This window comes from Dethiosulfatibacter aminovorans DSM 17477, assembly GCF_900142005.1.
Taxonomy (GTDB): Bacteria; Bacillota; Clostridia; order Tissierellales; family Dethiosulfatibacteraceae; genus Dethiosulfatibacter; species Dethiosulfatibacter aminovorans.
Genome location: NZ_FQZL01000033.1, coordinates 18,723 through 44,886 on the forward strand (window position 1 = coordinate 18,723; position 26,164 = coordinate 44,886).

General features: G+C 41.5%; 24 protein-coding genes. 20 read left to right on the forward strand and 4 right to left on the reverse strand.

From position 1 onward, the window contains the following. Nucleotides 1–116 precede the first annotated feature (116 nt). From BUB05_RS15835 to BUB05_RS15855, 5 genes are all read left to right on the forward strand, one after another. A complete protein-coding gene (locus BUB05_RS15835; protein WP_073050590.1) occupies nt 117–512 on the forward strand; it encodes a hypothetical protein in 396 nt (131 codons plus the stop codon). Nucleotides 513–716: 204 nt separating this feature from the next. Continuing rightward, the gene (locus BUB05_RS15840) at nt 717–992 is read left to right on the forward strand and encodes an acylphosphatase (RefSeq protein ID WP_094763008.1); all 276 of its coding nucleotides are present in this window, start codon (nt 717–719) and stop codon (nt 990–992) included. 24 nt (nt 993–1,016) lie between these two features. Beyond that, nucleotides 1,017–2,603, forward strand: coding sequence for a glycosyltransferase (locus BUB05_RS15845; RefSeq protein WP_094763009.1), 1,587 nt, complete (start codon nt 1,017–1,019; stop codon nt 2,601–2,603). Between the two features lie 98 nt (nt 2,604–2,701). Continuing rightward, nucleotides 2,702–3,457 carry a glycosyltransferase family 2 protein gene (locus BUB05_RS15850; protein ID WP_094763010.1) on the forward strand — a complete coding sequence of 252 codons (756 nt, stop codon included), beginning with the start codon at nt 2,702–2,704 and terminating at the stop codon, nt 3,455–3,457. Nucleotides 3,458–3,509: 52 nt separating this feature from the next. Then, nucleotides 3,510–4,481: a glycosyltransferase family 2 protein gene (locus tag BUB05_RS15855; RefSeq protein ID WP_073050593.1), complete on the forward strand. Its 972-nt coding sequence runs from the start codon at nt 3,510–3,512 to the stop codon at nt 4,479–4,481. 181 nt (nt 4,482–4,662) lie between these two features. Here the strand turns inward: BUB05_RS15855 and BUB05_RS15860 are convergent, their stop codons facing one another. Further along, nucleotides 4,663–6,420 (reverse strand): GGDEF domain-containing protein, encoded by a 1,758-nt coding sequence (locus BUB05_RS15860; protein ID WP_073050594.1) that lies wholly within the window; start codon nt 6,418–6,420, stop codon nt 4,663–4,665. A gap of 241 nt (nt 6,421–6,661) precedes the next feature. Then, nucleotides 6,662–8,035 (reverse strand): FAD-dependent oxidoreductase, encoded by a 1,374-nt coding sequence (locus tag BUB05_RS15865; RefSeq protein WP_073050595.1) that lies wholly within the window; start codon nt 8,033–8,035, stop codon nt 6,662–6,664. A 246-nt stretch (nt 8,036–8,281) separates the two neighbouring features. Between BUB05_RS15865 and BUB05_RS15870 the strand changes: the two genes are divergently transcribed. Continuing rightward, the gene (locus BUB05_RS15870) at nt 8,282–9,472 is read left to right on the forward strand and encodes a mechanosensitive ion channel family protein (RefSeq protein WP_073050596.1); all 1,191 of its coding nucleotides are present in this window, start codon (nt 8,282–8,284) and stop codon (nt 9,470–9,472) included. Between the two features lie 40 nt (nt 9,473–9,512). Here the strand turns inward: BUB05_RS15870 and BUB05_RS15875 are convergent, their stop codons facing one another. Next, a complete protein-coding gene (locus BUB05_RS15875) occupies nt 9,513–10,112 on the reverse strand; it encodes a sigma-70 family RNA polymerase sigma factor (protein ID WP_073050597.1) in 600 nt (199 codons plus the stop codon). A gap of 246 nt (nt 10,113–10,358) precedes the next feature. Between BUB05_RS15875 and BUB05_RS15880 the strand changes: the two genes are divergently transcribed. The 8 genes from BUB05_RS15880 to BUB05_RS15915 all read left to right on the forward strand — a co-directional run bounded on the left by BUB05_RS15880 (nt 10,359) and on the right by BUB05_RS15915 (nt 19,175). After that, the gene (locus BUB05_RS15880) at nt 10,359–10,841 is read left to right on the forward strand and encodes a competence protein ComK (RefSeq protein ID WP_073050598.1); all 483 of its coding nucleotides are present in this window, start codon (nt 10,359–10,361) and stop codon (nt 10,839–10,841) included. Between the two features lie 236 nt (nt 10,842–11,077). Continuing rightward, nucleotides 11,078–13,225: an S-layer homology domain-containing protein gene (locus BUB05_RS15885; protein ID WP_073050599.1), complete on the forward strand. Its 2,148-nt coding sequence runs from the start codon at nt 11,078–11,080 to the stop codon at nt 13,223–13,225. Nucleotides 13,226–13,316: 91 nt separating this feature from the next. Next, the gene (locus BUB05_RS15890) at nt 13,317–14,309 is read left to right on the forward strand and encodes an S-layer homology domain-containing protein (protein WP_073050600.1); all 993 of its coding nucleotides are present in this window, start codon (nt 13,317–13,319) and stop codon (nt 14,307–14,309) included. A gap of 52 nt (nt 14,310–14,361) precedes the next feature. Further along, on the forward strand, nt 14,362–15,060 hold the full coding sequence (locus tag BUB05_RS15895; protein WP_175548582.1) for a YveK family protein: 699 nt from the start codon (nt 14,362–14,364) through the stop codon (nt 15,058–15,060). Then, nucleotides 15,061–15,759 (forward strand): CpsD/CapB family tyrosine-protein kinase, encoded by a 699-nt coding sequence (locus BUB05_RS15900; RefSeq protein WP_073050602.1) that lies wholly within the window; start codon nt 15,061–15,063, stop codon nt 15,757–15,759. Further along, the gene (locus tag BUB05_RS15905) at nt 15,752–17,203 is read left to right on the forward strand and encodes a tyrosine-protein phosphatase (protein ID WP_139258042.1); all 1,452 of its coding nucleotides are present in this window, start codon (nt 15,752–15,754) and stop codon (nt 17,201–17,203) included. Before BUB05_RS15900 ends, BUB05_RS15905 begins: the two co-directional genes overlap by 8 nt. 156 nt (nt 17,204–17,359) lie before the next feature. After that, complete coding sequence (locus BUB05_RS15910; RefSeq protein ID WP_073050604.1) at nt 17,360–18,031, forward strand: DUF975 family protein; 672 nt, start codon at nt 17,360–17,362, stop codon at nt 18,029–18,031. A 730-nt stretch (nt 18,032–18,761) separates the two neighbouring features. After that, on the forward strand, nt 18,762–19,175 hold the full coding sequence (locus BUB05_RS15915; RefSeq protein ID WP_073050605.1) for a RidA family protein: 414 nt from the start codon (nt 18,762–18,764) through the stop codon (nt 19,173–19,175). A gap of 126 nt (nt 19,176–19,301) precedes the next feature. On the opposite strand, the gene BUB05_RS15920 is transcribed toward BUB05_RS15915, so the two are convergent. After that, a complete protein-coding gene (locus tag BUB05_RS15920) occupies nt 19,302–20,282 on the reverse strand; it encodes a sigma 54-interacting transcriptional regulator (RefSeq protein ID WP_073050606.1) in 981 nt (326 codons plus the stop codon). 430 nt (nt 20,283–20,712) lie between these two features. Between BUB05_RS15920 and BUB05_RS15925 the strand changes: the two genes are divergently transcribed. The 6 genes from BUB05_RS15925 to grdA all read left to right on the forward strand — a co-directional run bounded on the left by BUB05_RS15925 (nt 20,713) and on the right by grdA (nt 25,937). Further along, nucleotides 20,713–21,126 (forward strand): GrdX family protein, encoded by a 414-nt coding sequence (locus BUB05_RS15925; protein ID WP_094763015.1) that lies wholly within the window; start codon nt 20,713–20,715, stop codon nt 21,124–21,126. Nucleotides 21,127–21,140: 14 nt separating this feature from the next. Then, nucleotides 21,141–22,427, forward strand: coding sequence for a sarcosine reductase complex component B subunit alpha (gene grdG / locus BUB05_RS15930; protein ID WP_073050607.1), 1,287 nt, complete (start codon nt 21,141–21,143; stop codon nt 22,425–22,427). 11 nt (nt 22,428–22,438) lie between these two features. Continuing rightward, nucleotides 22,439–23,746 (forward strand): sarcosine reductase complex component B subunit beta, encoded by a 1,308-nt coding sequence (gene grdF / locus BUB05_RS15935; RefSeq protein ID WP_094763016.1) that lies wholly within the window; start codon nt 22,439–22,441, stop codon nt 23,744–23,746. Between the two features lie 158 nt (nt 23,747–23,904). After that, nucleotides 23,905–24,843: a thioredoxin-disulfide reductase gene (gene trxB / locus BUB05_RS15945; RefSeq protein WP_073050610.1), complete on the forward strand. Its 939-nt coding sequence runs from the start codon at nt 23,905–23,907 to the stop codon at nt 24,841–24,843. A 53-nt stretch (nt 24,844–24,896) separates the two neighbouring features. Next, entirely contained in the window at nt 24,897–25,214 is a 318-nt protein-coding gene (trxA, locus tag BUB05_RS15950) for a thioredoxin TrxA (RefSeq protein ID WP_073050611.1), read from the forward strand. 249 nt (nt 25,215–25,463) lie between these two features. After that, nucleotides 25,464–25,937 (forward strand): glycine/sarcosine/betaine reductase complex selenoprotein A, encoded by a 474-nt coding sequence (gene grdA, locus BUB05_RS15960; protein WP_094763017.1) that lies wholly within the window; start codon nt 25,464–25,466, stop codon nt 25,935–25,937. Nucleotides 25,938–26,164: the final 227 nt, after the last annotated feature.

A 26,164-nucleotide genomic window follows, 5' to 3' on the forward strand; every position in this document is an offset into this window, starting at 1 on the left:
TAGTTTTTGAGCAAATGTTGAATCATTTAAATATCTATTGACTTGGGATTTTTTGGTGCTATACTGACCTTAAAGACAGTAATTGTCAATTTTTTAACAATACAGGAGATTATAAAATGAAAAGAATAAAGTACTACATGACTGCAGCGGTGATTGCAATAATAGCGATTGCCTGCAGCAAGGGTTGTGAGCCTGTCGAATGGATTGAAACGAATAGTTTTGGCTTGACACCACTGGGTATCTACACTGGTGTGGATATGGTTAGCGTCGACTATGCCAAAGTCGTGGATTACGAGCCTGTCAAATGTCTTGAAGCTAAAGGTCATGGCTTTACTCCGCTAGGCAGCTATACTGGTGTGGATTTGGCAAGCATTGATTATGCTAAAGTCGTGGATGAAAGCTTGGGTGAAGCTGGCAGCAAAATCATATTTGATGATGCTAAGGTGGAGACTATTGCACTGCTTTCAAGCAACTCATCGGCGCCTCTGCATTACTACACAACAATCGAATAGTTTGAATGAAAAGGAAGGGCGGATGCCCTTCTTTTTTTGACTTGATTTCGGATATTGATGCTGACTGCAATAGCCGTTGGTGTCGTGCAGAAACACTTGATGATAAAAAGGCAAGGTAGTAGAATATATATAAACACAACTACAGGGAATTGTGGATTAATTAGTGAAAATATAAAAACATTGTGGATGAAAGGGGAGGCCGGCATGAAGCAAAGATACCATATGATTGTAAAGGGGAGAGTCCAGGGTGTCGGATTCAGGTATTTTACAACACAATGGGCGGAGAGATTCCATATAACCGGATGGGTCAGGAATCTGTACGACGGGTCCGTTGAGATAGAGGCCGAAGGAAAAATGGAGGATCTTGATGACTTCATGAAGAAGATCAAGGAAGGTCCAAGATTCGGGTATGTTGAGACTATGGATGTTGTTGAGATGGATGCAGTAGGGAATGAAAAGAGTTTCAGAGTGATGCATTAATAATATGAAGATAAGGGATATTATATGAGAAAAATTAGAGTGCTCTTTATGTCAGATGCTCCTATGGAAAAGCCGGGAGGAGCCCAGATACCTATGAAAATATTGATCGAAGAGCTTAAGGCTGAATTTGATATACACTTAATAAGTCCAGGTGAAACAAGTCATTTTAAAAATCATCATGTGCTTGCAGGAAATACAACTATGGTGCTTTCGAAAAACGGAGTATTGAAATCACTGAAAATAATGAACATGCTGAGAAAAATGATAAATGAAATTGAACCGGATATTGTACATGTGCAGACATCATCAGCAGCGGTATTTCTGAATACTCTGTTAAGTATCGGATTGCTTAAGGGGAGTTTTTCAATTGTATATACTGACTATAGAGTGTATGCAGAATATGGAAAGATTGCCAGGAAATCCATTGACAAACTCATTGTACGTGCGGAAAAGGTTGTTGCTACTGAAGAAAATATTGATGAACACAGAAAAATCTACAATACTGTCATGAGAAGGAAGGACAATCAAAGGTTATTGTTCATGGGACCTCTTCCTCCGCCAATTGGAGGAGATACTGTTTCATTTTCAAGAATAATTAAATGTAAAGGTTTTGAAGATTATTCAAGGACAGTCATAGATACTTCCAGAAAGGGAGGTGTCAGAATTACAGGAAGGAAGGTGGATTTCAGAGACATAACCAATGGGCTGAAAATATTGACAAAGGTTTTGACTAAACTATTTAAACATGACACCTTGATTTTTTATTCGAATAGAAGATTTCTTTATACGGTTGGGCTTGGTGTAGTGCTCATAGAAAAGATCCTGGGCAAAAAAGTTATAGTGCGTGTTTTTGGTGGGTCTTTCCATATTGAAATGGACAGGCTACCGGCTGTGTACAGGAAGTTTGCGCTGTCTATATTGAAAAAAATGGATTATTTTCTCGTGCAATCGAAAGAACTTAGAAAATACGTGGTCGAGAATTATGGTTTCAGGGATAGTCAAGTTATACAGTATCCAAATTTTGTGCCGGACAGTATAATATTCAAAAGGAAAGGTGTAAAAAACAGTATTGATTCTTTTAAGTGCATATACCTAGGGCAGATAAAGGAAGAAAAGGGTGTATTCGACATAATTGAAGCCGCTATGCTTTATGATGGATTTACATGCGATTTTTATGGTCCCATATATGACAGGGATTCAATAAAATTTGAAGAAGCAAAATCTTTGGTCAAGGGTATAAACTATATAGATACTGTCGAACCTGATAATGTATGCAGAATAATTTCTGTCTATGATCTTCTGATTTTGCCGAGTTATCACGAGGGTGAGGGCTATGCTGCAGTAGTGTTTGAAGCTTTTGCTGCAGGGCTGCCTGTTATTGTGACGGATTGGAAAGCTTTCCCTGAATTTGTTGTGCATGGGGACAATGGCTTTATTGTTCCCATCAAGGATCCTGAAGCAATTGCAAATGGAATCAGAGCAATGGTAGAGGTGCCTGAAGTATATGCCCGCCTCTGTAAGGGTGCTGAAAGAACAAGTGAACTTTATTCTGAAAAAAGGATTGTTGAGGGAAGGTTGATTCCTTTGGTTGAAATGGAGAGGTCCATATGAAATATCTACATCTGTTTCCAAATGAGAAGTATGTAAAAAGATTCATAGCATAAAAAAATCTTTCAGTCAACAATCAGAGAATGATGTAAAGGAGTTATATGATGGGCAATCCCCTAGTAAGTATCGTAATCCCCATGTACAACTGTAAAAAGTTCATATTTGATACTGTCCAATCCATACTTGATCAAACATATAATGAATACGAGGCAATATTGGTGGACGACATGTCTACTGACGGAACCGTAGATTTCATCAGACAGCATATCGATTCGGATGACAGGTTTTCTATTATCGAATCGGTCAGCAATGACGGTGCCGCAGCATCGAGAAACAAAGGTATAGAAGCAGCTAGAGGAAAGTATATCGCATTCCTTGACAGCGATGACATATGGCATGAAGACAAGCTGGAAAGACAGGCGGAGTTCATGGAAAAGAATGGCTTTGCCTTTACATATACCAATTATGTCAAGGTTGACGAGGAAGGGGACGATTTGAACCAGAAGGTGGAATCCCCAGAATCAGTTGACTATAAGAAGATGCTCAGGGCCAATTTCATAGGCTGTTCTACAGTCATGTTCAACCAGGAAATGCTTGGGAAGGTATTCATGCCGCCTATTAGGAAAAGGCAGGATTACGGAATGTGGCTTGAAATTCTGAAAAGAACCGACTGCGGGCACTGTCTTGAAGAGTATCTTATGAAATACAGGGTAAGGACGGATTCAGTATCAAGCAACAAGCTTGCACTTGTAAAATACAACTGGAGTTTGTTCAGGGAAATAGAAGGGCTGGGCTTTGTGAAGAGTCTCATCTGCCTGATCAGCAATATTTTCTATAAGCTTTTTATAAAAAGATAGGACGGTTGAAAAATTGGTTTGAATAACGATCCAATAAATATGGGAGGACGGCATGGAGTATGCACCGATAGCAGTTTTTGTTTATGACAGACTGAAGCATTTTATGAATTGCATTGAAGCCTTGAAGAGAAACAAGGAAGCTCGTGACAGCATATTGTATGTATTTTCAGACTTGTACAGCTGTGAAGACCACAGGGAAGCGGTTGAAGCAGTGCGTGAATATGCTGGGAAAATAGATGGATTCAAGGAAGTGAGGCTCATTTTCAGAGATAAGAATCACGGTGCTTTCTTATCAATTAACAAGGGCAAGGATATGGTAGTTAAAAAGCATGGTGTGCTGATATGCATGGAAGACGATATAGTGGTTTCTGATAGATTCCTGGAATTCATGAACAAGGCTCTGGAAACCTATAAGGATAGGAAGGATGTATTTTCGATTTCGGCCTATAGCAAAAGGCCTGCCCCAGAGACGTACGGGAAGGATGCATTGCTGAAGCCTTCGCTATGTCCCTGGGGAATGGCAACATGGCTGGATAGATGGGAAGAGGCTGAGCGTCACATCTTCAATCCCGTATCAAGGGAGGATATGAAAAACAGGGCACTTCTCAAGCAGGTTCGTTCCATTAACAGAAACATGCTTTCGGGAATGCGTGAGGATATGGATGGCAGAATCAAGGTCTTTGATGCAAGAATGAGTTTGTATATGTTGAAAAATGATTTGTACAGTGTTTTTCCAAGAAAGACCTTGACTGTTAATACAGGTTATGACGGCAGTGGTCTGCACATGGATACAAGAGAGTATTACAGCAAGCAGGAGTTGTGGGTCAAGGAGGGTGAGTTTGAGTTTGACCATGACCTGGAAAAGGATGATATCGTCATGAATCAGTATTTGAATACATCGAATGGTGGATACAAGGCATTTTTGAAGGATATTCTGTACAGGACAGGCATGCTTTATCCGATTCTTGATCTTGACAGATGGAGGAAACAGAGAAAGCTTAACAGGTACAATTACAGGATATAGAACATTTATGACATCAGGAGAATCAAGGAAGCTGGCGGTATGCGGAACGAAGTTGAGTAATAAAAAAGCAAGACCGGGGATGAGAATACCAGCCTTGCTTTTTTTGGCGCAAATTTGTTAATAGTATTGGTGCCCTTAATATATATCTTTGGTATTAACTGTATATTAATGCTGCATTAATTTACTGCAAAATATAGTTGATGCCCGGATTCTGCTTGCATTCCTTCTTAAGCTTTCCTGCCTTTTCTGCAAGTTCGTAAATGCTTTTGAAGCAGTTGGATGACAGTCCGGTCACTGTAATGGTGAGAAGGGGGAAGCTTTCTTCTATTCCATGTCTGTTTTTAGTTATTATGAATCCCTTGTCCAAGTCGTCCTGGTTGTAGAATTCCTTAATTGATGAGTTGAATCTATCAACTATTGTGTTGCAAATTTTTTCAATGTTCTCAGGCCGCTGGATCGAAATGAAATCATCTCCGCCTATATGTCCTATGAAGGCTTCCTTTGCCAGGCTGTCCTTAAGGAGAGTGGAGAGGTGCTTTATCACCCTGTCGCCGTTTTCGAATCCGTATACATCGTTGTATGCCTTGAAATTGTCTATATCGTAATAGAGTATGTAGTCGTCGGTTCTCATGCTTATACATTTTTCAAGCTGTTTCTCAATGAGGACATTGCCCGGAAGTTCCGAAAGAGGGTTGAGGTGCTTGGCATTTGACACCTCTATTTCTATGGATTGCAGGAGAAGGTCCTTGACGGTCACTATTCCCGAATAATAACCGTCCCTTACAACTGTTATGAAATCATATATGCTGTCCTTGTCCCTCTGCATTGCCTTTTTTGATACTGTGGCGATGGATGTATTGTATTCCACGGATATGAAATCCTTCTGCATTATTGTGCTTATGGGCTTGTTTGAAAACAGGGAGTAGCCGTGATGGCCGCTGACTGACCTGTAGAAGTGGTTCTTTGTTAGTACTCCTACGGGCCTGCCATTCTCGGTTACGCAGAATCCAGGTATTGAATCGTCATCCTCAAGCATCTGATAGACATCCTTAACTTTTATGTTTGGAGACAGTGTCTTGGGGTATTCTGTCAGGTGGCAGATGTTGATCCTTGTTATGCTCTTCGTTATGAGATGATTTTTTCTTGAGTTTATCAGTCTTATTAAGTTTGTCACTTCATGTCGTATATCCCTTATTTCAGGAAGGGGCTTCTGTATGAAGTAACCCTGTCCATAGTGTATTCCTATGCTTATGAGTTTTTCAAGCTCTTCCCGGGTCTCTATGCCTTCTGCTATGAGCTTTGTGTTTGACAGTGTGGCATATTCGGACATGCTTTTCACAAGTGACTGTTTCGTAACGTCCTTGTCTATGTTTCTTATGAGATCCATGTCGAGCTTGATGTAGTGGGGTTTGACGTCGGATATCATCTTCAGTCCCGAAAAGCCTGCACCTGCATCATCTATGGCTATCTGGAAATCCTGGTCCTTGTAGTTTCTTACAGTGGTCATGAAATCTGCTGAATCGAGAACTGCCTCCCTTTCGGTGATTTCAAAGATTATCCTCTCCGGATTCATCGAATGGGAATGTAGATATTTTCTTGTAAAGCCTTTCTTGAACTTTGAATCGTTGATTATGTTGGGATTTACATTGAGAAAAAGCTTATGTTCCTTGCCTATGCTTTTGGCAGCTTCTATTGCCTTGGATCTGCAAAGGAGCTCCAGCTCCCAAAGATATTCGTTCTTTTCTGCATATTCAAACAGACTTCCAGGATTTTCCATGCAAGTCTTCTCAGGGCCGCGGCTAAGAGCTTCGTATCCGAATACTGAACCGTCCCTTAATGATATTATCGGTTGAAAGACCGTATTTATATCCCCGTTGTCCATAATGTCCATAAACAAACCCCTTTTAAACTGTTCTTTTCCCATTGTGTAACACAGCATATGTCTCTCCTGGTTGTTTATGTATAGTCGTTCTTGTTGGGGAAATTATAGTTCATTTATATTTGGTGATTATTAAGACGTTGTTATGGTTTTGTAAATTTGCATGTAAAAAGCGAGACCAGGGAGGAGAAATCCATGTCTCGCTTTCTTCATATATTACTATTCAGTAATAGCATTGGCACCTATAATATACTTCTTTAGGGTTAAGAGCATATTAAGCTGATGTTAATTTGTTGTAAGTTTACGCCATTGCAGGTGCTTTTTTCGCCTTAAGCTTCTTGGCAACCACTTCTGCAGCTTTTATCAGAGGGTATCCGGCAGGTGATGCAGTAAGCATTGGCTGAGTACCTATCTGAGTTACAAGAAGATCATTAATTGTCATGTTGTTCTGGATTGCAAATCCCATAACGTTTGTGAGTTCTCCAGCGCTTGATCCGCTCATTACCTCTCCACCGAGGATTAAGCCTGACTGTTCGGAAACTATAAGCTTGACTGTCTCGCTGTGTGCTCCTGCAAGTTTGCCCGGGTGACGGTTCATTCCAGTGAATTCTCCTGTTACGACCTTGAATCCTTCAGCAACGGCAGTCTGCTCTATGAGTCCTGCAACTCCGAATCCTGTGTCGCCTATGCATGTTGAGTATACGCCTATTGTTCCCTTGAAGGTGCTGAATGTGTTAAGGTCGTAGAGGTTTAGTCCTGCTATTCTTGCTTCTGTACAAGCAGTGGATGCAAGCATTATTTTGCTCAATTTTCCGGTTGAGAAGCATACCTTTTCAGCACAGTCTCCTGCAGCAAATACGTCCTTTACGCTTGTTCTTCTGTACTGGTCGGCCTTGATGAATCCGAACTCGTTAAGTGCAAGTCCCATTTCCTTTGCAAGAGTTGTGTTTGGCATGTATCCAAGTGAAAGTATAACTGCATCTGCTTCCATGGTTGTGTCGTCAGCAAATTTTACAGATTCAACCTTTCCATCTCCCAGTATTTCCTGGATTCCACAGTTTGTCTTTACGTTCACGCCTCTCTCAACAAGCATGTCTTCTGCCTTTGAAGCAAATTCAGCATCGAAAGTGGCACCAAGGACATTTGGCAGTATTTCCACCAAAGTTACATTTTTGCCTGTTTTGTTGATTTCGTCTGAGACCTCGACACCTATGAAGCCGGCTCCTACGACTACTATATTATTAAAGTTTTCCAGTTTCTTGTGGAAGTCGTCAAGATACACTTTATTCTTTGGAATTGTGAATACATTGTCAAGTTCTGTGCCCTTAAGCCATTTCGGTATTGCAGGCATTGATCCGGTACCCATTATAAGTTTTCCGTACGAATACTCTTCTCCACTTTTTGTCTTGCATGTCTTTGCTTCAGTGTCAACTGAAAGCACTTCGTCGATTACTATGTCAACTCCAAGTCCGATAAGTCCCGCATCGGGAAGGATGTTGTTGTCGCTTGAATCAACCGAACCGAAGATATAAGGTATTCCGCAGGGGATCATAACCTTTTCTTCCTTTCTTATAACGGTTACGCTTTTTTCAGGGTTGTTGGACTTTGCAGTCATTCCTGCTACCAGACCTGTTGCGCTTCCTCCAATTACCAATACATCTGTATTAATCATCATATACCTCCACTTTGTTAAAATTTTATTAAACTCATGATAATAGTATATACCTGAAATACCTGTAATGGGTATAAGTTTTTATGATACAGCATTAAATATGGTTGCAATGCTAATGATTGTTGCCCTTTAAGAAAAAAGAGTTGATGTTTACTGTAGATAATGAGAAAATGGAATATATTGTTATGAGAAATGATATTTTTTAAAACAAACTGAAAGGAGAATACTGAAAAAGTATAAGGGATAATTATGTATGAACTGATAAATCATTTTCTGGAAGAGATATGGGGTTCTGCTATGAGCCGGGCTGCAATATCGGCAATATCATATGCATCGTCGGCTCTAATTGTATTCATACTCTGTATTTTTGTGGACAGGATAACAAAGGGAATAATAATAAGGAATGTAAAGAGGATAGTGGACAAGAGCAAAAATACACTGGATGAGGTCTTCTACGAGAAGAGGGTATTCCACAGTCTCGGCCATATAGCTCCGGGGCTTGTGGTGTATGTCTTTTCGAACTCCTTTGGAGACCTTCACGACATAGTTAAGAAGCTTGCCTTTTCTTACATAGTGGCTATCGTGCTGGTATCAATTTTCAGGTCAATTGACGCCATCGTTGCCATTTACAACAGGTTTGACATAGCCAAAGGAAGGCCCATCAAGGGAGTAATGCAGATTGTGAAGATAGTGGTGGCTGTACTGGGTATAGGCGTGATCTTCGTCATATTCATAGGCAGCACTGTTGCAACTGTCCTTCTTGGAAGTATAGGCGGTCTTTCCGCCGTAGTCCTATTGATCTTTCGGGATTCCATCCTGGGATTTGTTGCAGGTCTTCAGCTTTCCGCAGGGGAACTTCTCAGCATAGGGGACTGGCTCGAGATGCCAAAGTACGGTGCAGACGGAGAGGTGACCGACATCTCCCTTACCAAGATAACAGTAAGAAACTGGGACAAGACGTATACAAACATCCCAGCCTACAGGTTCCTTGAGGATTCATTCAAGAACTGGAAGGGAATGACCCAGGCTGGAGGAAGGCGAATCAAGAGGTCCCTCAACATAGACCTTGGAACGATAGGATTTGTAACGGAAGAAGAAATGAAAAAGCTTGCTGGTGAAGGCTTCATAGACGAGGTGCAGTGCGAAGGAAAGCATACCAATGTAGGACTTTTCAGGAAATATGTGGAGGATTATCTGAGGAAGAATCCCAACATTTACTCAGAAGACTTCACACTAATGGTGAGGCAGCTTCCTGCAGGCGAGCACGGTCTTCCCCTGGAAATATACTGCTTCGTAAACGACACCGCCTGGGTAAACTATGAAGGGATCCAGGCAGACATATTCGACCACATTATCGCCACGGTGCCGGAATTCGGCCTCAGGATATATCAGAATCCGTCGGGGAACGACATAAAAAGCATGAAAGTTGAGAGTGCGTAAGCAAAAAATTCAAAATAGCTATAACAACGGAGCTGAGAGGTCAAATACAACCCCTCAGCTTTTTAATTGCTCCGGTCTTTATGTTGACCACGGTTCTGTAGGACAGTTCAAGTCCGCTGGCTATCTCCTTCATTGTCTTATTTTGGAAATAGTACAGGCGAATTATCTGTGACTCCCTTGCCGTGAGAATCTTAAGGGACTTAAGGAGGAAGAGGTACTCCTCGCATTTAAGCAAATTGCCCTCTGCTGACGATGATTCATCCTCTACAAGCTCCATGACTTCAACTGCGCCTTCCTTTCCATTTATTTGCCTGTTGAGGGAGTCGCATTCATCCTTGTTTGACCTTCTTCCTAGGTCCATGTAGTAGAATTTGAGTCTCGTCTTAGCGTAGCCCAGGAAGGGCACCTGCTTATCAGGGTCATAGTCGTCGAGGCACTCGGCAATTACCAGGTAGCCTTCCTGAAGGAGGTCTTCATAGGGCATATTTCCCAGGAAATATTTCTTTATTGATGATTTGATCAAAGGAGTCGTCATTTCCATTATCTGCTCCATGGCTTGCATGCTTCCTTCAAGGACCCTTTCTAGCTGGCAGTTGAATTCCTCCTGTGAGTATTCCATTCTTTTGTTTTCTGTTGTCAAGATTTTCTCCATTTTGGAGAGCGCTCTCTTCTGTTTATTCCGGTGGGGAAAGAATACTCCCTGTGAGAAAATTTGTAAAAAGCAGAACGCTTGACAATACTGAAAGTTCATTTAAAAAATCCCTTTTGGAATTTGGAAAAGTCCACGGTGAATGTGTAAAAAATGAAAAAGAAACTTGAAAACAGAACATAAGTTCGATGTAATGTTTGTGAGCCGCTGGTGAATATAATGTAAAAGGGGAGCATAATGGAAAGAGAAAGGAAAGACGGAAGGAACAGAAAAAGAATAGATTATGATGATATTGTAGCCCTTGTGCCCAAGTATGAGAAGGGTGTAGGTGATTGTACCGAAATCCATATGAAGGACGGCGGGCAGTTTGTGGAGATGAAGAATGTGAAGTGGTGTGTGGACAGGATGGCAGACTACTATTGTACCAATCTCAGGGCTAACAGAAAGGTTTACGGAAGGATGCTGAACATTAAGAACAAGGTGCCCTATATTTTTTCCGACAAGCATGTAATGGTGCACTACAAGGCGAGGACTCCAAGATGCAAGAGGGACGGCGCCAACGGATGGTTCGATGTGGACTATTTCGACGGTTTTGCAAGGGAGGACGGCTGCGATTATGTTGTGCTGAAAAACGGTGACAGGCTGAAGCTTGAACAGACGGCGGAGTCCTGCAAGAAATATGTAAACTACGGGGAGCTTCTTAAGTTCAAGAAGAGATAGGAGTTGGAAAATAAATGAAAAATCAATGTAAAATATGCATTTAACGTACTTTTTTAACTTGATTAATAAAATGTTATTTGTTAAAATGATTGCAGGGTGTATAAATAGGGATTGTTAGCATTACAGTTATATCTGCCCCGCAGGTATTTTTTGTTGCTTTAAAGCCGGAATATACGGGTTTTATGCCCTGGAATATTTGAATTTACTACATCACACTTATAAGGGAGAGGTAGACTATGGGAAGCTTTAAGAAAAGAATAGCAGTTTTAACTTTAATAATTGTTTTAGTACTGTCTCAATTAAGCCTTGCATCGGCTGTTGAACTTGATTATGAAGGCCATTGGGCTCAGGACACTATTGAAGAATGGTTCAGCAACGGTATTGTAAAGGGATATTCCGACGGTTCCTTCAAGCCTGACAATGTAGTAACAAGGGCGGAATTTGTAACCATGATAAACAACCTGTTTGGGTTTGTGGATGAAAATACGGACATGTTTGCAGATGTGACTTCGGACGACTGGTTTTATCACAATGTAAACAAGGCTGCAACGGCAGGCATCATAAAAGGTGCCAACAACCTGTTCAGGCCTCAGGATATGATAACAAGGCAGGAGGCTGCAGTTGTGCTTTCAAGAGCCTTTTTGCTGAAGGCAGACAATGAGTATGCATATTCGGTGTTCAATGACAGGGAAAATGTAGCTGACTGGGCCATAGCATCGGTCAATGCTCTTGTTGAATCCGATTATATGAAGGGAAGAGGAAACAACGAGCTTGCTCCCCTTGCAAACCTTACAAGGGCTGAGGCTCTTACATTAGTAAGCAATATTGCCGGAAAGATAGTGGAGGATCCGCTGACCATGACTGGAAACTATCCTGGCAACCTTGTAATAAACGAAGCCGATGTTGTCCTTGCAGATGTGGATGTAAAGGGAAATCTTTACATCACCGAAGGTGTCGGCGATGGAGATGTGACACTTGACAATGTGATTGTGGAAGGAGAGCTGGTAGTTCTCGGTGGAGGAGAAAATTCCATTAAGATAAACAATTCGGACATAGGAAGCGTACTGGTTGTGAAGATGGGTGGAGACATAAGAATTGTTGCCATCGGCGATACTTCAATCGACAATGTAGACATGATGTCCGGAGGAATTCTCGAGGAATATGAATTGACAGGCAGCGGCTTCGGAGAAGTTGAAGTGCTGACGGTAGGTGAAGGCGAGGATATTGTCCTTGACGGAGACTTTGACCGGATAACGGTGGATGCTCCGGTAGAGAATATAACTGTTACCGACGGTACCGTAGGAAGCCTTGTAATAGACAATGCTGCAGCTGATGTGAAGGTCACTGTTGACGATTCGGGCGTCCTTGGAACCTTGGAAGTGAAGGAAGCTGTAAATATAACGGTTAACGGAGATGTTGACCAGGTTAACGTAGAAGGTCCTGTTGCAGGATTAATCGTTGAAGGCGGCAGTATAGGCGGAATAACTGTTTCAGCTGAAGCTGAAGGTGCGGCAGTTGACCTGCAGGCAGGTTGTGTAGTTGAAACGCTTACAATAGATGGAACCGTTGATGTTCAGGGTGAAGGTGTTGTTGAAGAAGCTGTTGTAAACGCAGAGGATGTAACCTTTGACGTGGAACCTGAAGAAGTTAGCGGAACTGCCGATTCAATTACAGTAGGAACCGGAGACGATGCAGCGGAAGTCGAAGTGGAGAAGCCTTTAACCGGTGGAGGTTTTGGCGGCGGAGGAACAGTTTCACCTTCAACAGTGAATGTTACAGTCGCCTTTACGAGCAGTTCCGGTTTGGATGAGATTTTGACACTGGAAGTTTCAAGCGATGCCGACGGATATGAAATAGCCAAGGAATTTTTGGACTTCTTTGTATTGAACTTCGACAATCATTATGAAGACATTGAAGATGCTATTCTGGGCAATGATGGAATGCTTCTGATAGATGCATTGACATTCTTTGAATATGCAGAGGATGAAGACCTTTCCGGTACGATATTCAACTCGTTGCCGGGCAAGGCAGGGGATGAATTTACTCCTGAAGAGAAGAAGGCAATGTTCAAGGAACTTCTTACTGTGATTGCAGACAATTTGACAGATGGGGATGTTGTGAAGAGCGACATGATTACAGTTGCAGAAAGGGTGGACTTTTCATTAATAAAATATGACGGACATAATTTCAAGAGTCTTGAGATAATAAAGGACGGAACAAGCCTTGACAAATTTGAACAGGGTTCGGACAAGGCAAATTTCATATCTGCAGTCATGGATCCGCTGACGGATATTGATGCGGACAGTGCAGCCCAGTATGAGATGATCATCATATTGGATGACGGCAACGACACAACGAAAATTTCTACTTTCGAAACATTATAACTGGATAATCAATAAATATGTGATGGTATTTTTAAAGAGGGATATTCATGTTCCCTCTTTAAATTCTGTATATAAGGACGGAGCTTGAACAATGAATTTTAAATATTATTTGAAGATAGTATTTTTATCCCTGTTGCTTGGCTTGTTTTTCGGTCAGGCAGTATTTGCGTTTACTGATTTGGATGAAAATGATCCCAATACGGTTCTCATAAGGGAGTTTTACGACAGGGGACTCACCAAGGGATATCCCGACGGTACCTTCAGACCTGAGGGCACCATAACAAGGGCTGAATTCCTTACCTTTGTCAACAGAACTTTCGGCTTCGAAGGAGGAGTGGAAAGTCTTGAATTTTCCGATATAACAGGAGACGAGTGGTTTGAAGGGGAGCTCAGGACTGCAGTGATGAACGGATACATACAGGGATATCCCGACGGTACATTCAGGCCTGAAAAGGAAATCAGCAGACAGGAGGTTGCCTATGTCCTCAACAGCATACTGGAGTATCCGGCTGAAGTGTTTGCGGAAACGGAGGATGAAATTGCCATTTGGGCGGAGGATGCAGTCAATGCCCTCCTACAGAGGAAAATAATGGTCCTTGAAGAGGGTTTTTTCCATGGGGAAAAGGCGGATACAAGGGAATCCGTTGCAGTGGCGCTTCTGAAGACACTTCATTTGAAGGAAGAGGAAGCTGAATTGCATGAAAAAGATGACTTGCCCGGCGGCGGGACATCTTCAGGAGGTTTTCCAAGTGGCGGCGACGATGTTGACCGGCCCGATGAAGATGTGATATATTCAATGGAAAAAACTATAGCCGGCCTTGAAAAGGTGATTGTAGGGGAAAACTCATATACAAGCAAACTGGATGAAACTTCCAGGTACATTGTATCGGATATTAAGGATGCAATGGAAAGCTACCTTGACGATTATGAGTTTGACTACGAATCGGAGATGGAAGATGTAAAGGGCAGATACCGTGAACTTTCGGAACAGACCCAGAAGGATATCGAACTGGCAATAAGGACCTGTGTAGCGGCAGACTATCTCTATACGCTGCAGGATTTCTTTATAGCAAAGGAATTTTGAAGTATAATAAAACATACTAAATTGGGGATATATGAGAATTATGGAGGAAACAATGGAAGAAGAATTGGATTTACTGGAACTGGTACAAATAGTACTAAAAAGAAAATGGATAATTGTGGCGACTACCATATTTGCCACTGTGGTTTCAATACTTGTCACAATGTTTGCAATAACACCAATGTACGAGTCTAAAACCACCTTGATGGTTAACAGCTCAAAGAGCAGCGGCCTGGGAGACATTGCATCGGGTTTTGATCTTGGAAGCATCAATCTTAGCCAGAAGCTTGTAGTAACATACAGCGAAATTGTGAAGTCGAGGATAGTGCTTGAATCCGTAATAGACAGGCTGGACCTTGATATGACATACAACGGACTTTTGTCAAGAATTACATCGAGTCCCGTTGGATCTACGGAAATACTTAAGATATCCGTAAAGGATACGGATCCTGAAGCGGCTGCAGTGATTGCAAATACGATATCGGATGTATTCATAAAGGAAGTCATGAGGATACTGAAGGTAGACAATGTGGAGATAATCGACGAGGCCATACCTCTTGGGAATCCAATAAATGTCAAGCTTGTGCTCAATGCTGCAATAGCATTCATACTTGGAATCATGGCCGGTGTATTCATAATATTCATTCTGGAAATGCTTGACAGAACAATAAAAACTGTTGATGATGTTGAAAAATATCTTGGACTTACTGTCATTGGAAGCATAATTGACTTCGGCAATATAAAGGAGAAATAAATGAAGGGCTTATATGAATTGATTGTAAAAAGAAGGCCTAAATCGCCCATATCTGAAGCATACAGGAGCCTTAGGACAAATATTGAGTTTGCAAATCTTGACAACAACATGAAGTCGATACTTATTACCAGCGCTACGTCAGGTGAAGGAAAGACATTGACGCTTATCAATCTGGCAGTTGCCATGGCTCAAATCGGAAAGAAGGTAATGATAATTGACTGTGATATGAGAAAGCCCAGAGTCCATAAGGCCCTCGAAACATCAAACATGTTTGGACTTGCAGAGTATCTCATGGATGGTGGAGATATTGGGGAATATATAAAGAGGATTGATGATCTCGGAATCGATGTAATGACTTCCGGGAGAATACCGAGCAATCCTTCGGAACTTCTCCATTCCAATGTGATGAAGAATACGGTTGAAAAGCTAAAGGAGAACTACGACTATATACTTTTTGATACACCACCTGTTATTCCGGTTACGGATGCAGTTGTAATGTCCAGTTATGTCGAAGGGGCTATCATGATCATAGAACATGGAAAGGTAGATATAGATCTGGGAAGGAGAGCCAAGGATGCTCTTGTATCAGGTGGCACAAATCTTCTTGGAGTTGTGTTGAACAGGATTCCTGTAAACGACTCCAAGTCCTACCAGTCATATTATTATTATTACGAGGAGCGTAAAGCAAAAAGTGTTTGATATCCATTGTCACATGTTGCCGGGAGTGGATGACGGTCCCGCAGATACAGAAGAAGCCCTCGAAATGATAGAGGCTTCATATATTGATGGAATAAGACATATTGCAATGACATCTCATCTCAATCATCCCCTTGGTTTTCCGGGAGAGGATGATTATGATGGGATTTTTTGCGATTTCAAAAAACTTGTGAAGGGACATTATCCGGACCTTGAAATATATCCGGCAGCGGAAGTGTATATTTCAAGAAAGATGCTGTCTGAAATGGACAAGATAGACATAAGGTCCATCAACAATACAAAATATGTGCTTGTAGAGTTTTCAAGAAATGTGAGATTCCATGAAATGGACATGGCAGTCCACGAATTAAAGATTATGGGATACAAGGTGATAATTGCCCATCTTGAGCAGTATCATTCCGTGAGGGAAAAATATGACGATATAAGGCAGCTTAAGGCTGACGGTGCAGTCATACAGTGCAATGCCGAGAACTTCAGCAAAGACAGCAGGTATTCAAGGGTGGTTGAAGAACTTATGAAAAGAAACCTTGTGGACCTTGTTGCAAGCGACTGCCACAATACGGTTGACAGGGCTCCCGGCCTAAGGAAGACCTTTGATGCTGTCAGTAGAAAATACGGCAGAATGACTGCTGAGAGAATGTTTTTGGAGAATCCGGAGAGGATAATAAAGGGTGAGGACCTGGCTGCAAACCCCGTAGACACTACAGGGAAGAAGGGTGGAATGGCCTACAGGTCTTTAATAATGAAGCTTGCCGCCGTTGCAGCAGTTGGAATTGTTGTTGCAGCTCTTCTCATGTCAAAAGGAATTCTTCCTGTTCCGGATATTGAAGTGGCTGCCGGTGATGAGGACAGTGTGAAATATGTGGAAGCCGTAGATGATGTGGAAGAAAAAGATGTCGCAGAAACTGAGAAAGTCAATGATGAAGGAATGAAGGATACAGAATATCTGGATACCAATGCCGACGACAACAACAACAGTATTGATGACAACAATGTCTCGGGATATGAAAATAGGGGCGACGAGTCAGCTGATGTAGACGAATATGGAACCGGCAGTGAAACCGTTGAAAAGTCAGATGAGGAGATCCTTGTAGGAGGCTATGTATCGTATCTTGAAGACCTTGAAGCAGAGTACATGGAGACTTGTGAGAGCTACTACACCATGCTCAAGGCGGCAATTGACATAGAAGATGAAGCAGAAAGGGATGCCGAGATCGATGATATCCTCGATGAGCTGGGTCGTGTTGAAACCAGATCCGACAACCAGGTGTACAAGACCCTCTACGATATGCAGAACGACCTTGAGGAATGCGAGTATGATGTGGCAGTGGTAAGGGAGCTGAGGGAACATTATCTTGACGTTAAGATGGAAGTTTCAGAGGAATACAAGGCACAGCTTGAGGAATACGGCAACTTGAATTTATAGAGAATGAGGATCATTGTCATTCGTGACTGTGATTTTTTTCCTAAGTGATGATTGTTTGTTGCACAAATGAATTTATATTGATAAACTTAGAGTAGGCAATTAATACGTGCAATATTTTTACTGACATAAGGGAAAATATTGAAAGGAGAGATGGACATGTATACAGACGAATTGAAGAGACATGCTTTCAAGATACTGAAGGAATACTGGGTGCAGGCTGTAATAGTGACCTTTGTAGTATGGCTGTTGACAGATGCATACACGCAGCAGAATTTTGTGGATATCACCCAGCACGGCGGACAGATTGAAAGATTCAACACTGCAAATCTATTGAGTCTCCTCGTTACAGGTCCATTGTCCCTTGGGGTGGCAAGGTTTTACATGGCCATAGAAAAGAAGAAGAAGGACCTTAACTTCTATATGATTTTCGACAGCTTCAAAGACTTCAAGAGAACCTTTCTCTATCATGTGCTTTCCTCAATATTCATAATTCTCTGGTCATTGCTTCTAATAGTTCCGGGAATAATTGCAGCCATAAGATATTCAATGTCATATTATCTGCTGGCTGAAAATCCTGACATGGAAGCCATGGAGGCCTTGAGAAAATCATCGGATCTTATGAACGGACACAAGTGGGAGTTTTTCAAGTTTTGTCTATCATTCATCGGATGGGCTATCCTGTGTCTCCTAACCATGGGAATAGGATTTTTAGTGCTGATACCGTATTTTCAGATGTCAAAGCTCTATTTCTACAGGTCGATAACATCAACAAAGAAGAGAGGCGGCAAGAGGAACGGAAAGACATATTATCTTGATGATAGGGAATAGATTGAGGACGTTTTAATAAATCAAGGAAGCTTCAATACAGAACAAAAAAACATCATGACTCACTCTGTGCAAACGTTTACAAATTTGGATTTTCATGCTATAATAATAGTACAACAAGAGCAGTATTCATAAAAATTGAAAGTACAAAATAAAAGTTAACGAAAATCTAAATATCTTGATGAAGATAAAAAGAAATCTTGAAGGAATTCAAGAAAGTACCTTGAAAATAATCAAGAGAAAGAGATTTATCAATAACTCTAAAAGTACCTTCAAAGAATAAATGAATACATGCATTGCTGTAGTAATTGTTCTAGGGATGGAACATTACGAAATCTGCCTAGGGGCAAAACCCGAAAGGAGTAACATGAAAGCAGATGTATAGGAACTAGTTCTATTGGAGAAATCTGAAAGAACTAGTTTCCTTTTTTGACAAAAAACATATTAAGGTAAAGCAAGTATAGCAATTTGTTCCCTACTCAATTCAGCACGATAATCTTTATTTGATAATGATGATTATCATGCTTCAATTCGAGACCTCACAAATTGCTATACTTGCTTTATAGTTTTCATGTTTAGTTATTATTTAGGGAAAATATGAAATCTTTAAGATGGATTGTCCCAATAGTAAAGATTCTGTTCTTGAATTATTGATAGCTTTGAGGTTACCTGATAGAATGGTTTTGGGTAAAAAACAAATATGATCATAGAATAAATACATGAGGAGAAGCAGATGAAAAAGAAGATATTTTTCTCAAAGAAGGTTGTAGCACCTACGCCAAGCTATTCCCAGGCTGTGGTTTACAACGGAGTGGCATCTACCTGCGGTCAGTTGAGTCAGGCCCTTGACGGAAGCATAATTCCCGGTACAGTTGAAGAGCAGACAAGAAATATATTGAACAACATAAAGGTCATTGCAGAGGAACTTGGATCAACTATGGAGGATGTCCTGACGACGTCATTCTATTTCGCCGACAATACCGTGTTCCCCGAATTTGACAAGGTATACAGGGAGTATTTTCCCAACAATCCACCTGCGAGGGTTGCTACAATAAGCAGCGAAATCTACGGAGGACTTGCCCTTGAAATGAGCGCGACAATAGCCGTTGACGAAGACAAGATACCTGCAGAAAACATCATAGGATAACAAAAAACCTAAAAGACTGCACAGTGATATGTATCAAATATCATTGGGCAGTCTTTTTTTTATAGCTTAGGAAGGTTAAACAAAGATTGTCCTTGTCAACGTATATTTTTTATTGTTTAAGTACAATCAATGGTGATTTCCCCTCAGATCGTATTTCTTTACCTTGTTGAACAGTTGCCTTTCGCTTATTTCGAGGGCCCTTGATGCGTCAGGCACATTGTTGTCGAAATGGTCAAGAACGTATATGAGGTATTCCTTTTCCTTTTCGTCCCTGAAATCCCGCAGGGGCATTATTTTCTTTTCACAGTTTGACTTGTTTTTTCTTCCAATAGAGTGGACTATGGGTATTCCCTGTTCGGTGATTACTCCGTCTTCCGAGAGTACAACCATCCTGTCCGTAATGTTTTTCAATTCCCTCAGGTTGCCGGGATAGTCATATTCGTAGAGGAATTTCATGGCTTCAGGCGATATTTCACTGATAATTATGTCATTTTCCTCCTGTGACTTCTTGAGCATGAAATTAAGCAGGTCTTCAAAATCATCCATCCTCTCCCTGAGGGAGGGTACCCTTATTACGATGGTGCTGATCCTGTAGACAAAGTCTTCACGGAGCCTGTGGTCAATGACTGCATCATCAATGTTTATATTAGTAGCCGTTATGAGCCTGAAGTCTATTTCCTTTTCCTCATTGCTGCCTACTCTTGCTATCCTTTTGGTTTCAAGTGTCCTGAGGAGCTTTATCTGTGTCTGTAGTGACAAGTCCCCTATCTCGTCAAGAAAAAGGGTGCCGTGGTTGGCATTCTCTATCTTTCCCATTTTTGTATTGGTTGCTCCCGTGAAGGCTCCCTTGACATGACCGAAAAGTTCACTTTCAAGAAGGGTTTCAGTATAGGAGGAACAGTTTATGGTTACCAGGGGCATTTCGTTGCGGCGGCCCATATAATGGATATACCTGGCGGTGACATCCTTTCCGGAACCTGACTCTCCTACGAGCATTATATTTACATTGCTCCTCGCTGCCTGGTTGCAGAGCTTAAGCATTTTCTGATATGTCTTGCTTTTTGAATTGATTATGTATTTCTTGAAGAAATCCTCTTTATATCCCATATCAATCTCCAGATTGTTTAATTCAATAGTATTTTGTTTTTTATAGTTTATTTTTATGGATTAAAAAGTTAAAAGAATGCAATTCCTTTAAACCCTGGTATCACAAGATTAAGAGAGTATCGAAGCGTTTTTGTAATTGCTCGTAAGGTCGATTCGGCATACCACATTCTTATGTTGTTGATTTCATTATAACATTTTTCTATAAATAACTGAAATAAATTTCAGTATTTATGAAAAAAATTTCAGAAAAATGGAGATATAAAGTGAGTTCGGGCGCGGAAAAGACAACGTTTTCAGAGTTTGTTAAAAAAAATACATTGGGAAATCAACAGCCATGAAACTATGTTAAATTTTTGGCACAGTACTTGCTTAGTAGTATTACAAGAATAAGTTTAAGAGACAAAAGTAATATTGAATACAGGAGGTACAGATGTCTAAGTCGGAAGAAATAGTGCTTGTTACAAACAACGACAGATTCCTGAGTCGTGAAGACGGGAATTATACACTTATGTATGAGGATTGTTCATACATGGATGTACTTAATTCTGTAAGGAACAGGGTTCATTCGAATTACAGGATTTTGACTCATCCCATGGCAGGAAGTCTTAAGCCCAACCAGACACCTTACAAGTCCGTTCTTTTGATCAAGGATGAAACAATTGATTTCAAGAGCTTGGAAATGATTGAAAGTGCCATTGCTTCGGCTGAGAAGTTCATGAAATTCAGGAAGCTTCCCAACTGGACCGAGAAATGCCTTCGAGATTTCAAGACTCTGGACTTGTCCTTTATTGAAGGTGCATTGCTTAATAAGAGCAGGAACTCTTATTATATTAAAACTAATTAAACGGAGGTAGAATTTTGAAGCTGGAATTAGGAAAAATAATGATTAACGATGTTCAATTTGGTTCTGAAACCAAGGTTGAAAACGGGACATTGTATGTGAACAAGGAAGAAATCAGTGCCATGGTCCTTGAAGACAAAAGGCTTATAAAAGCAGAAGTTGAACTCGCAAGACCTGGCGAGTCAGTAAGAATTGCTCCTGTCAAGGATGTAATCGAGCCAAGGGTGAAGGTGGAAGGCAAGGGACAGATTTTTCCGGGGATAATCAACAAGGTAAAGACTGTAGGCGAGGGAAGAACCCATGCACTGGTAGGTTCCAATGTAATTACCTGCGGTAAGATTGTAGGATTCCAGGAAGGGCTCATTGACATGTCCGGACCTACTGCAAAGTACACTCCATTCTCGAAGACAAACAATGTATGCGTGGTAATTGAAGGATACGAAGGAATAGAGACTCATGACTATGAGGAGGCTGGAAGGCTTGCAGGACTAAAGGTTGCTGCATATATCGGAGAGGCAGGGAGAAACGTGGAGCCTGATGAAATAGTGACATACGAGACAAAGCCTCTCCTTGAACAGGTGCAGCAGTATCCTGATCTTCCAAAGGTTGGATATGTGCACATGCTCCAGTCACAGGGACTGCTTCACGATACTTACTATTACGGTGTTGATGCAAAGGTTATGGTTCCAACATTCATGTATCCCACTGAAATGATGGACGGAGCCATTGTAAGCGGAAACTGTGTTGCACCCTGCGACAAGGTTACAACCTTCCACCACTTCAACAATCCTGTAATAGAAGACCTTTACGAAAGACATGGAAAGGATATCAACTTCATAGGCGTTATTCTTACAAATGAGAATGTATGGCTTATGGACAAGGAAAGATCTTCTGACATGACTGCCAAGCTTTGCAGACACCTTTGTCTTGACGGAGTAATAATAACCGAGGAAGGATATGGAAATCCGGATACGGACATTATGATGAATACACAGAAGGTTTCCCAGGAAGGAATCGACGTAGTAATGATTACTGACGAGTTCCCCGGAAGAGATGGAAAATCCCAGTCTGTTGCAGATACCGTGCCTGAAGCTGATGCCCTTGTATCATGCGGAAACGGTAATGTAATCGAATACTTCCCTCCAATGGACAAGGTTATAGGAACCCTTGACTATGTGGAGACCATGATAGGCGGATACGAAGGAAGCTTGAAGGAAGACGGAAGCATCGAGGCGGAAATACAAATAATAATTGCATCTACTATTGCCAACGGATACAACACCCTGGCTGCAAGAGGCTATTAAGGAGGAATAACATGAGTAAAATCAAGGTAGTACATTATATAAACAACTTCTTTGCAAACATAGGCGGAGAAGAAAAGGCGGATGTTCCACCGGAAATAAGAGAAGGAAAAGTGGGTCCGGGACTTGCTCTTGAAGCTGCACTTGGAGAAGGGTATGAGATAGTTGCAACTGCAATCTGTGGAGATTCCTATTTTGGAGAAAATATGGAAGATGCCAAGGCAACTCTTGTTGATATGATATCAGGGTATGAACCAGACCTTTTCGTTGCAGGACCTGCTTTTAATGCCGGAAGATACGGAACTGCCTGCGGAAGCATAGCAAAGGAAATAGAAGAGAAACTTGAAATTCCGGTTGTTACGGGTATGTATCCCGAGAATCCAGGTGTGGACATGTACAAGCTGGACCTTCATATAATCGAGACTTCCATTTCTGCAGCAGGAATGAGAAAGGCAATGGGCAAAATAGCCAACATTGCAAAGAAACTGGTGAACAAGGAAGAAATCCTTTCACCAGTTGAAGAAGGATATATTGAAAGAGGAATAAGGGTCAACTACTTCAACGAGGAAAGAGGATCCAAAAGAGCCGTTGAAATGCTGGTCAAGAAGATGAAGAAGGAAGCATTTACTACTGAATATCCAATGCCTGTATTCGACAGGGTGGATCCCATGCCGGCAATCAAGGATCTTTCAAAAGTCAAGGTTGCGGTAGTGACTTCAGGTGGACTAGTTCCTCAGGGAAATCCTGACAGGATAGAGTCTTCAAGTGCTACAAAATATGGAATATACAGTATTGCAGGAATGGATTCAATGGACAAGAAGGATTTCATGACTATCCACGGCGGATATGACAGGGCATTCATAACTGAAGATCCAAACCTGTGCATACCCCTTGATGTTCTTCGCGAATATGAGAAGGAAGGCGTAATTGGAGAACTTGCAGACTACTATGTAGCAACAACAGGAACCGGAACCTCTGTAGGAAATGCAAAAGGATTCGGAGAGTCATTCAGCAAGAAGCTTGTAGAAGACGGAATAGGCGCAGTTCTCTTGACATCCACCTGAGGTACCTGTACACGTTGCGGTGCAACAATGGTTAAGGAAATAGAAAGGGCAGGAATCCCTGTAGTTCATATGGCAACAATTATACCGATTTCACTGACAATAGGAGCAAACAGGATAGTACCTGCAGTCAGCATACCTCATCCTCTCGGAAACCCTGCATTGTCAGACGAAGACAGCAAGGAAATAAGACGGGAACTGGTAGGAAGAGCATTCAAGGCACTCCAGACAGAAATAGACGGCCAAACTGTTTTCGAGTAGTTTTAAGACAAAGCAAAGTTGAGTTTATTCATGAAATTTGAAGAGTATAGATGCATCAACTGTACACGAAAAATAGAATGAATAAGAACGAAACTTGCTTTGTATTAAAACAACATTAAATAAAGACAAAGCATATAAAAGCAACACAGGAGAATAACATGGAAAATACATATGATGTAATAATAATAGGAGCAGGCCCTGCGGGCCTGTCTTCAGGACTATATGCTTCGAGGGCAAAACTCAATACCCTTATCCTTGAAAAAGGCAAGACAGGGGGACAGATAGTGACAACCGATGAGGTGGCAAACTATCCAGGCTCCATTGAAGATGCAACAGGACCATCCATAATAGCAAGGATGGCAAAGCAGGCCGAGGAATTCGGAGCTGTAAGAAAAAAAGATGCCGTACTTGACATTGACCTTGAAGGCAAGGTGAAGACGGTGAAATGTCAGAATGGTCAATACAAGGCAAAGGCTGTAATCCTGGCAACAGGAGCAAATCCAAGAAAGATTGGATGTCCTGGCGAAATAGAACTGACAGGAAAGGGAGTGTCTTACTGTGCAACATGTGATGCCGACTTTTTCACTGATTTTGAAGTATTCGTAATAGGTGGTGGAGACTCGGCAGTTGAAGAGGCCATGTATCTTACAAAGTTCGCTAGAAAGGTGACAGTGGTTCACAGAAGAGATCAGCTGAGGGCTGCAAAATCTATCCAGGACAAGGCATTTGCAAACGACAAGCTTGAATTTCTCTGGGACTCCACAGTTGAGGAAATCAAGGGAGACGGAATGGTTGAATCCATAGTTTTCAAGAACACCAAGACAGGCGAACTGTCTGAATATAATGCCCATGAGGATGACGGTACCTTTGGAGTATTCCCCTTCATAGGCTTCACTCCTACAAGCCGCCTCTTCAAGGGCAAGGTTGCAATGGACGAAGGCGGATACATCAAGACCGACGACAACATGAAGACAGATGTTGAAGGAGTCTTTGCGGCAGGAGACATAAGGGTCAAGTCTTTAAGACAGGTAATAACTGCAGCTGCAGACGGAGCCATAGCTGCAGTACAGGCAGAACGCTATATAGAATCTTTATAAGACACATTATTGCGTATTGCATTAAACAACATTAAAGTAAAAAGGAGATCAATATGTTAGCAGTAGACAAGAAAACATTTGAAGAAGAAGTATTAGGAGCTCAAGGATATACACTTGTAGACTTCTGGAGCGAAGGATGCGAGCCATGCAAGGCGTTGATGCCTGATGTAGAGGAGTTGGCAAGTGAATTCGACGGGAAGGTCAAGTTTACTAAGCTTGACACAGGCAAGGCAAGAAGGCTTGCAATATCACAAAGAGTTCTTGGACTTCCAACAATAGCACTCTACAAGGGCGGAGAAAAAATTGCCGAAGTTACAAAGGACGATGCGACGAAGGAAGGTATCAGGGAGATGATTGCAACAAATATTTAAGACGACGTACGGTTTTGGATTAATGGTATTAACATGAACTTAAAAAGTTTCGTGTTAATATATGAAAGTTTATCATAATACGTATAGTAGTGAAGCAATTATGAATAACAGCGAGGTCTCGACTTCGACGACCTTGAATCAACATTATAAATTAAAGATTCATGGAAGGAGGGAGTAGGGAGCTGTTAGGCATGATTGTGGAACGATTCATATTTCAACTTTCACAAATAAAATCAAGGAGGAATAGGAATGAGCTTATTCAATGACAAAAAAGTTGTTGTTATCGGCGACAGAGACGGAATTCCCGGACCGGCAATAGAAGAATGCCTTAAGGGAACAGGCTGCGAAGTGGTATTTTCTTCCACGGAGTGTTTCGTCTGAACTGCCGCAGGAGCAATGGATCTGGAGAACCAGAAGAGAGTTAAGGATTTTGCCGAAAAATACGGTGCTGAGAACCTTGTAGTAGTAGTAGGTGCAGCAGAAGGTGAAGCAGCAGGTCTTGCTGCAGAAACCGTAACGGCAGGAGATCCGACTTTCGCAGGTCCATTGACGGGGGTCCAGTTAGGACTCAAGGTATACCATGTAGTAGAACCTGAATTCAAGGAAGCAGTGGATGCAGATGTATATGAAGACCAGGTGGGAATGATGGAAATGGTGCTTGATACTGATGATATCATATCCGAGATGACAGCTATAAGAGACGAATTCTGTAAATATTTATAAAACAACATTTAACAAAACTAATACTAGGCAGTCTGAATGAGCGGCTCCCTCCGCTCATTCGGATTATTACAGAAACGAATGCAAATCCTGGTTGAATTGCATTAAACTATACTGAAAAAACAAGGAGATTTTATGAACTTTCCAGTAATAAAGGGAGCAGGTTATGCGCTGGTACACACTCCCGACATGATAATCCACAATGGAACAACCCAGACAACGGAGAGAAT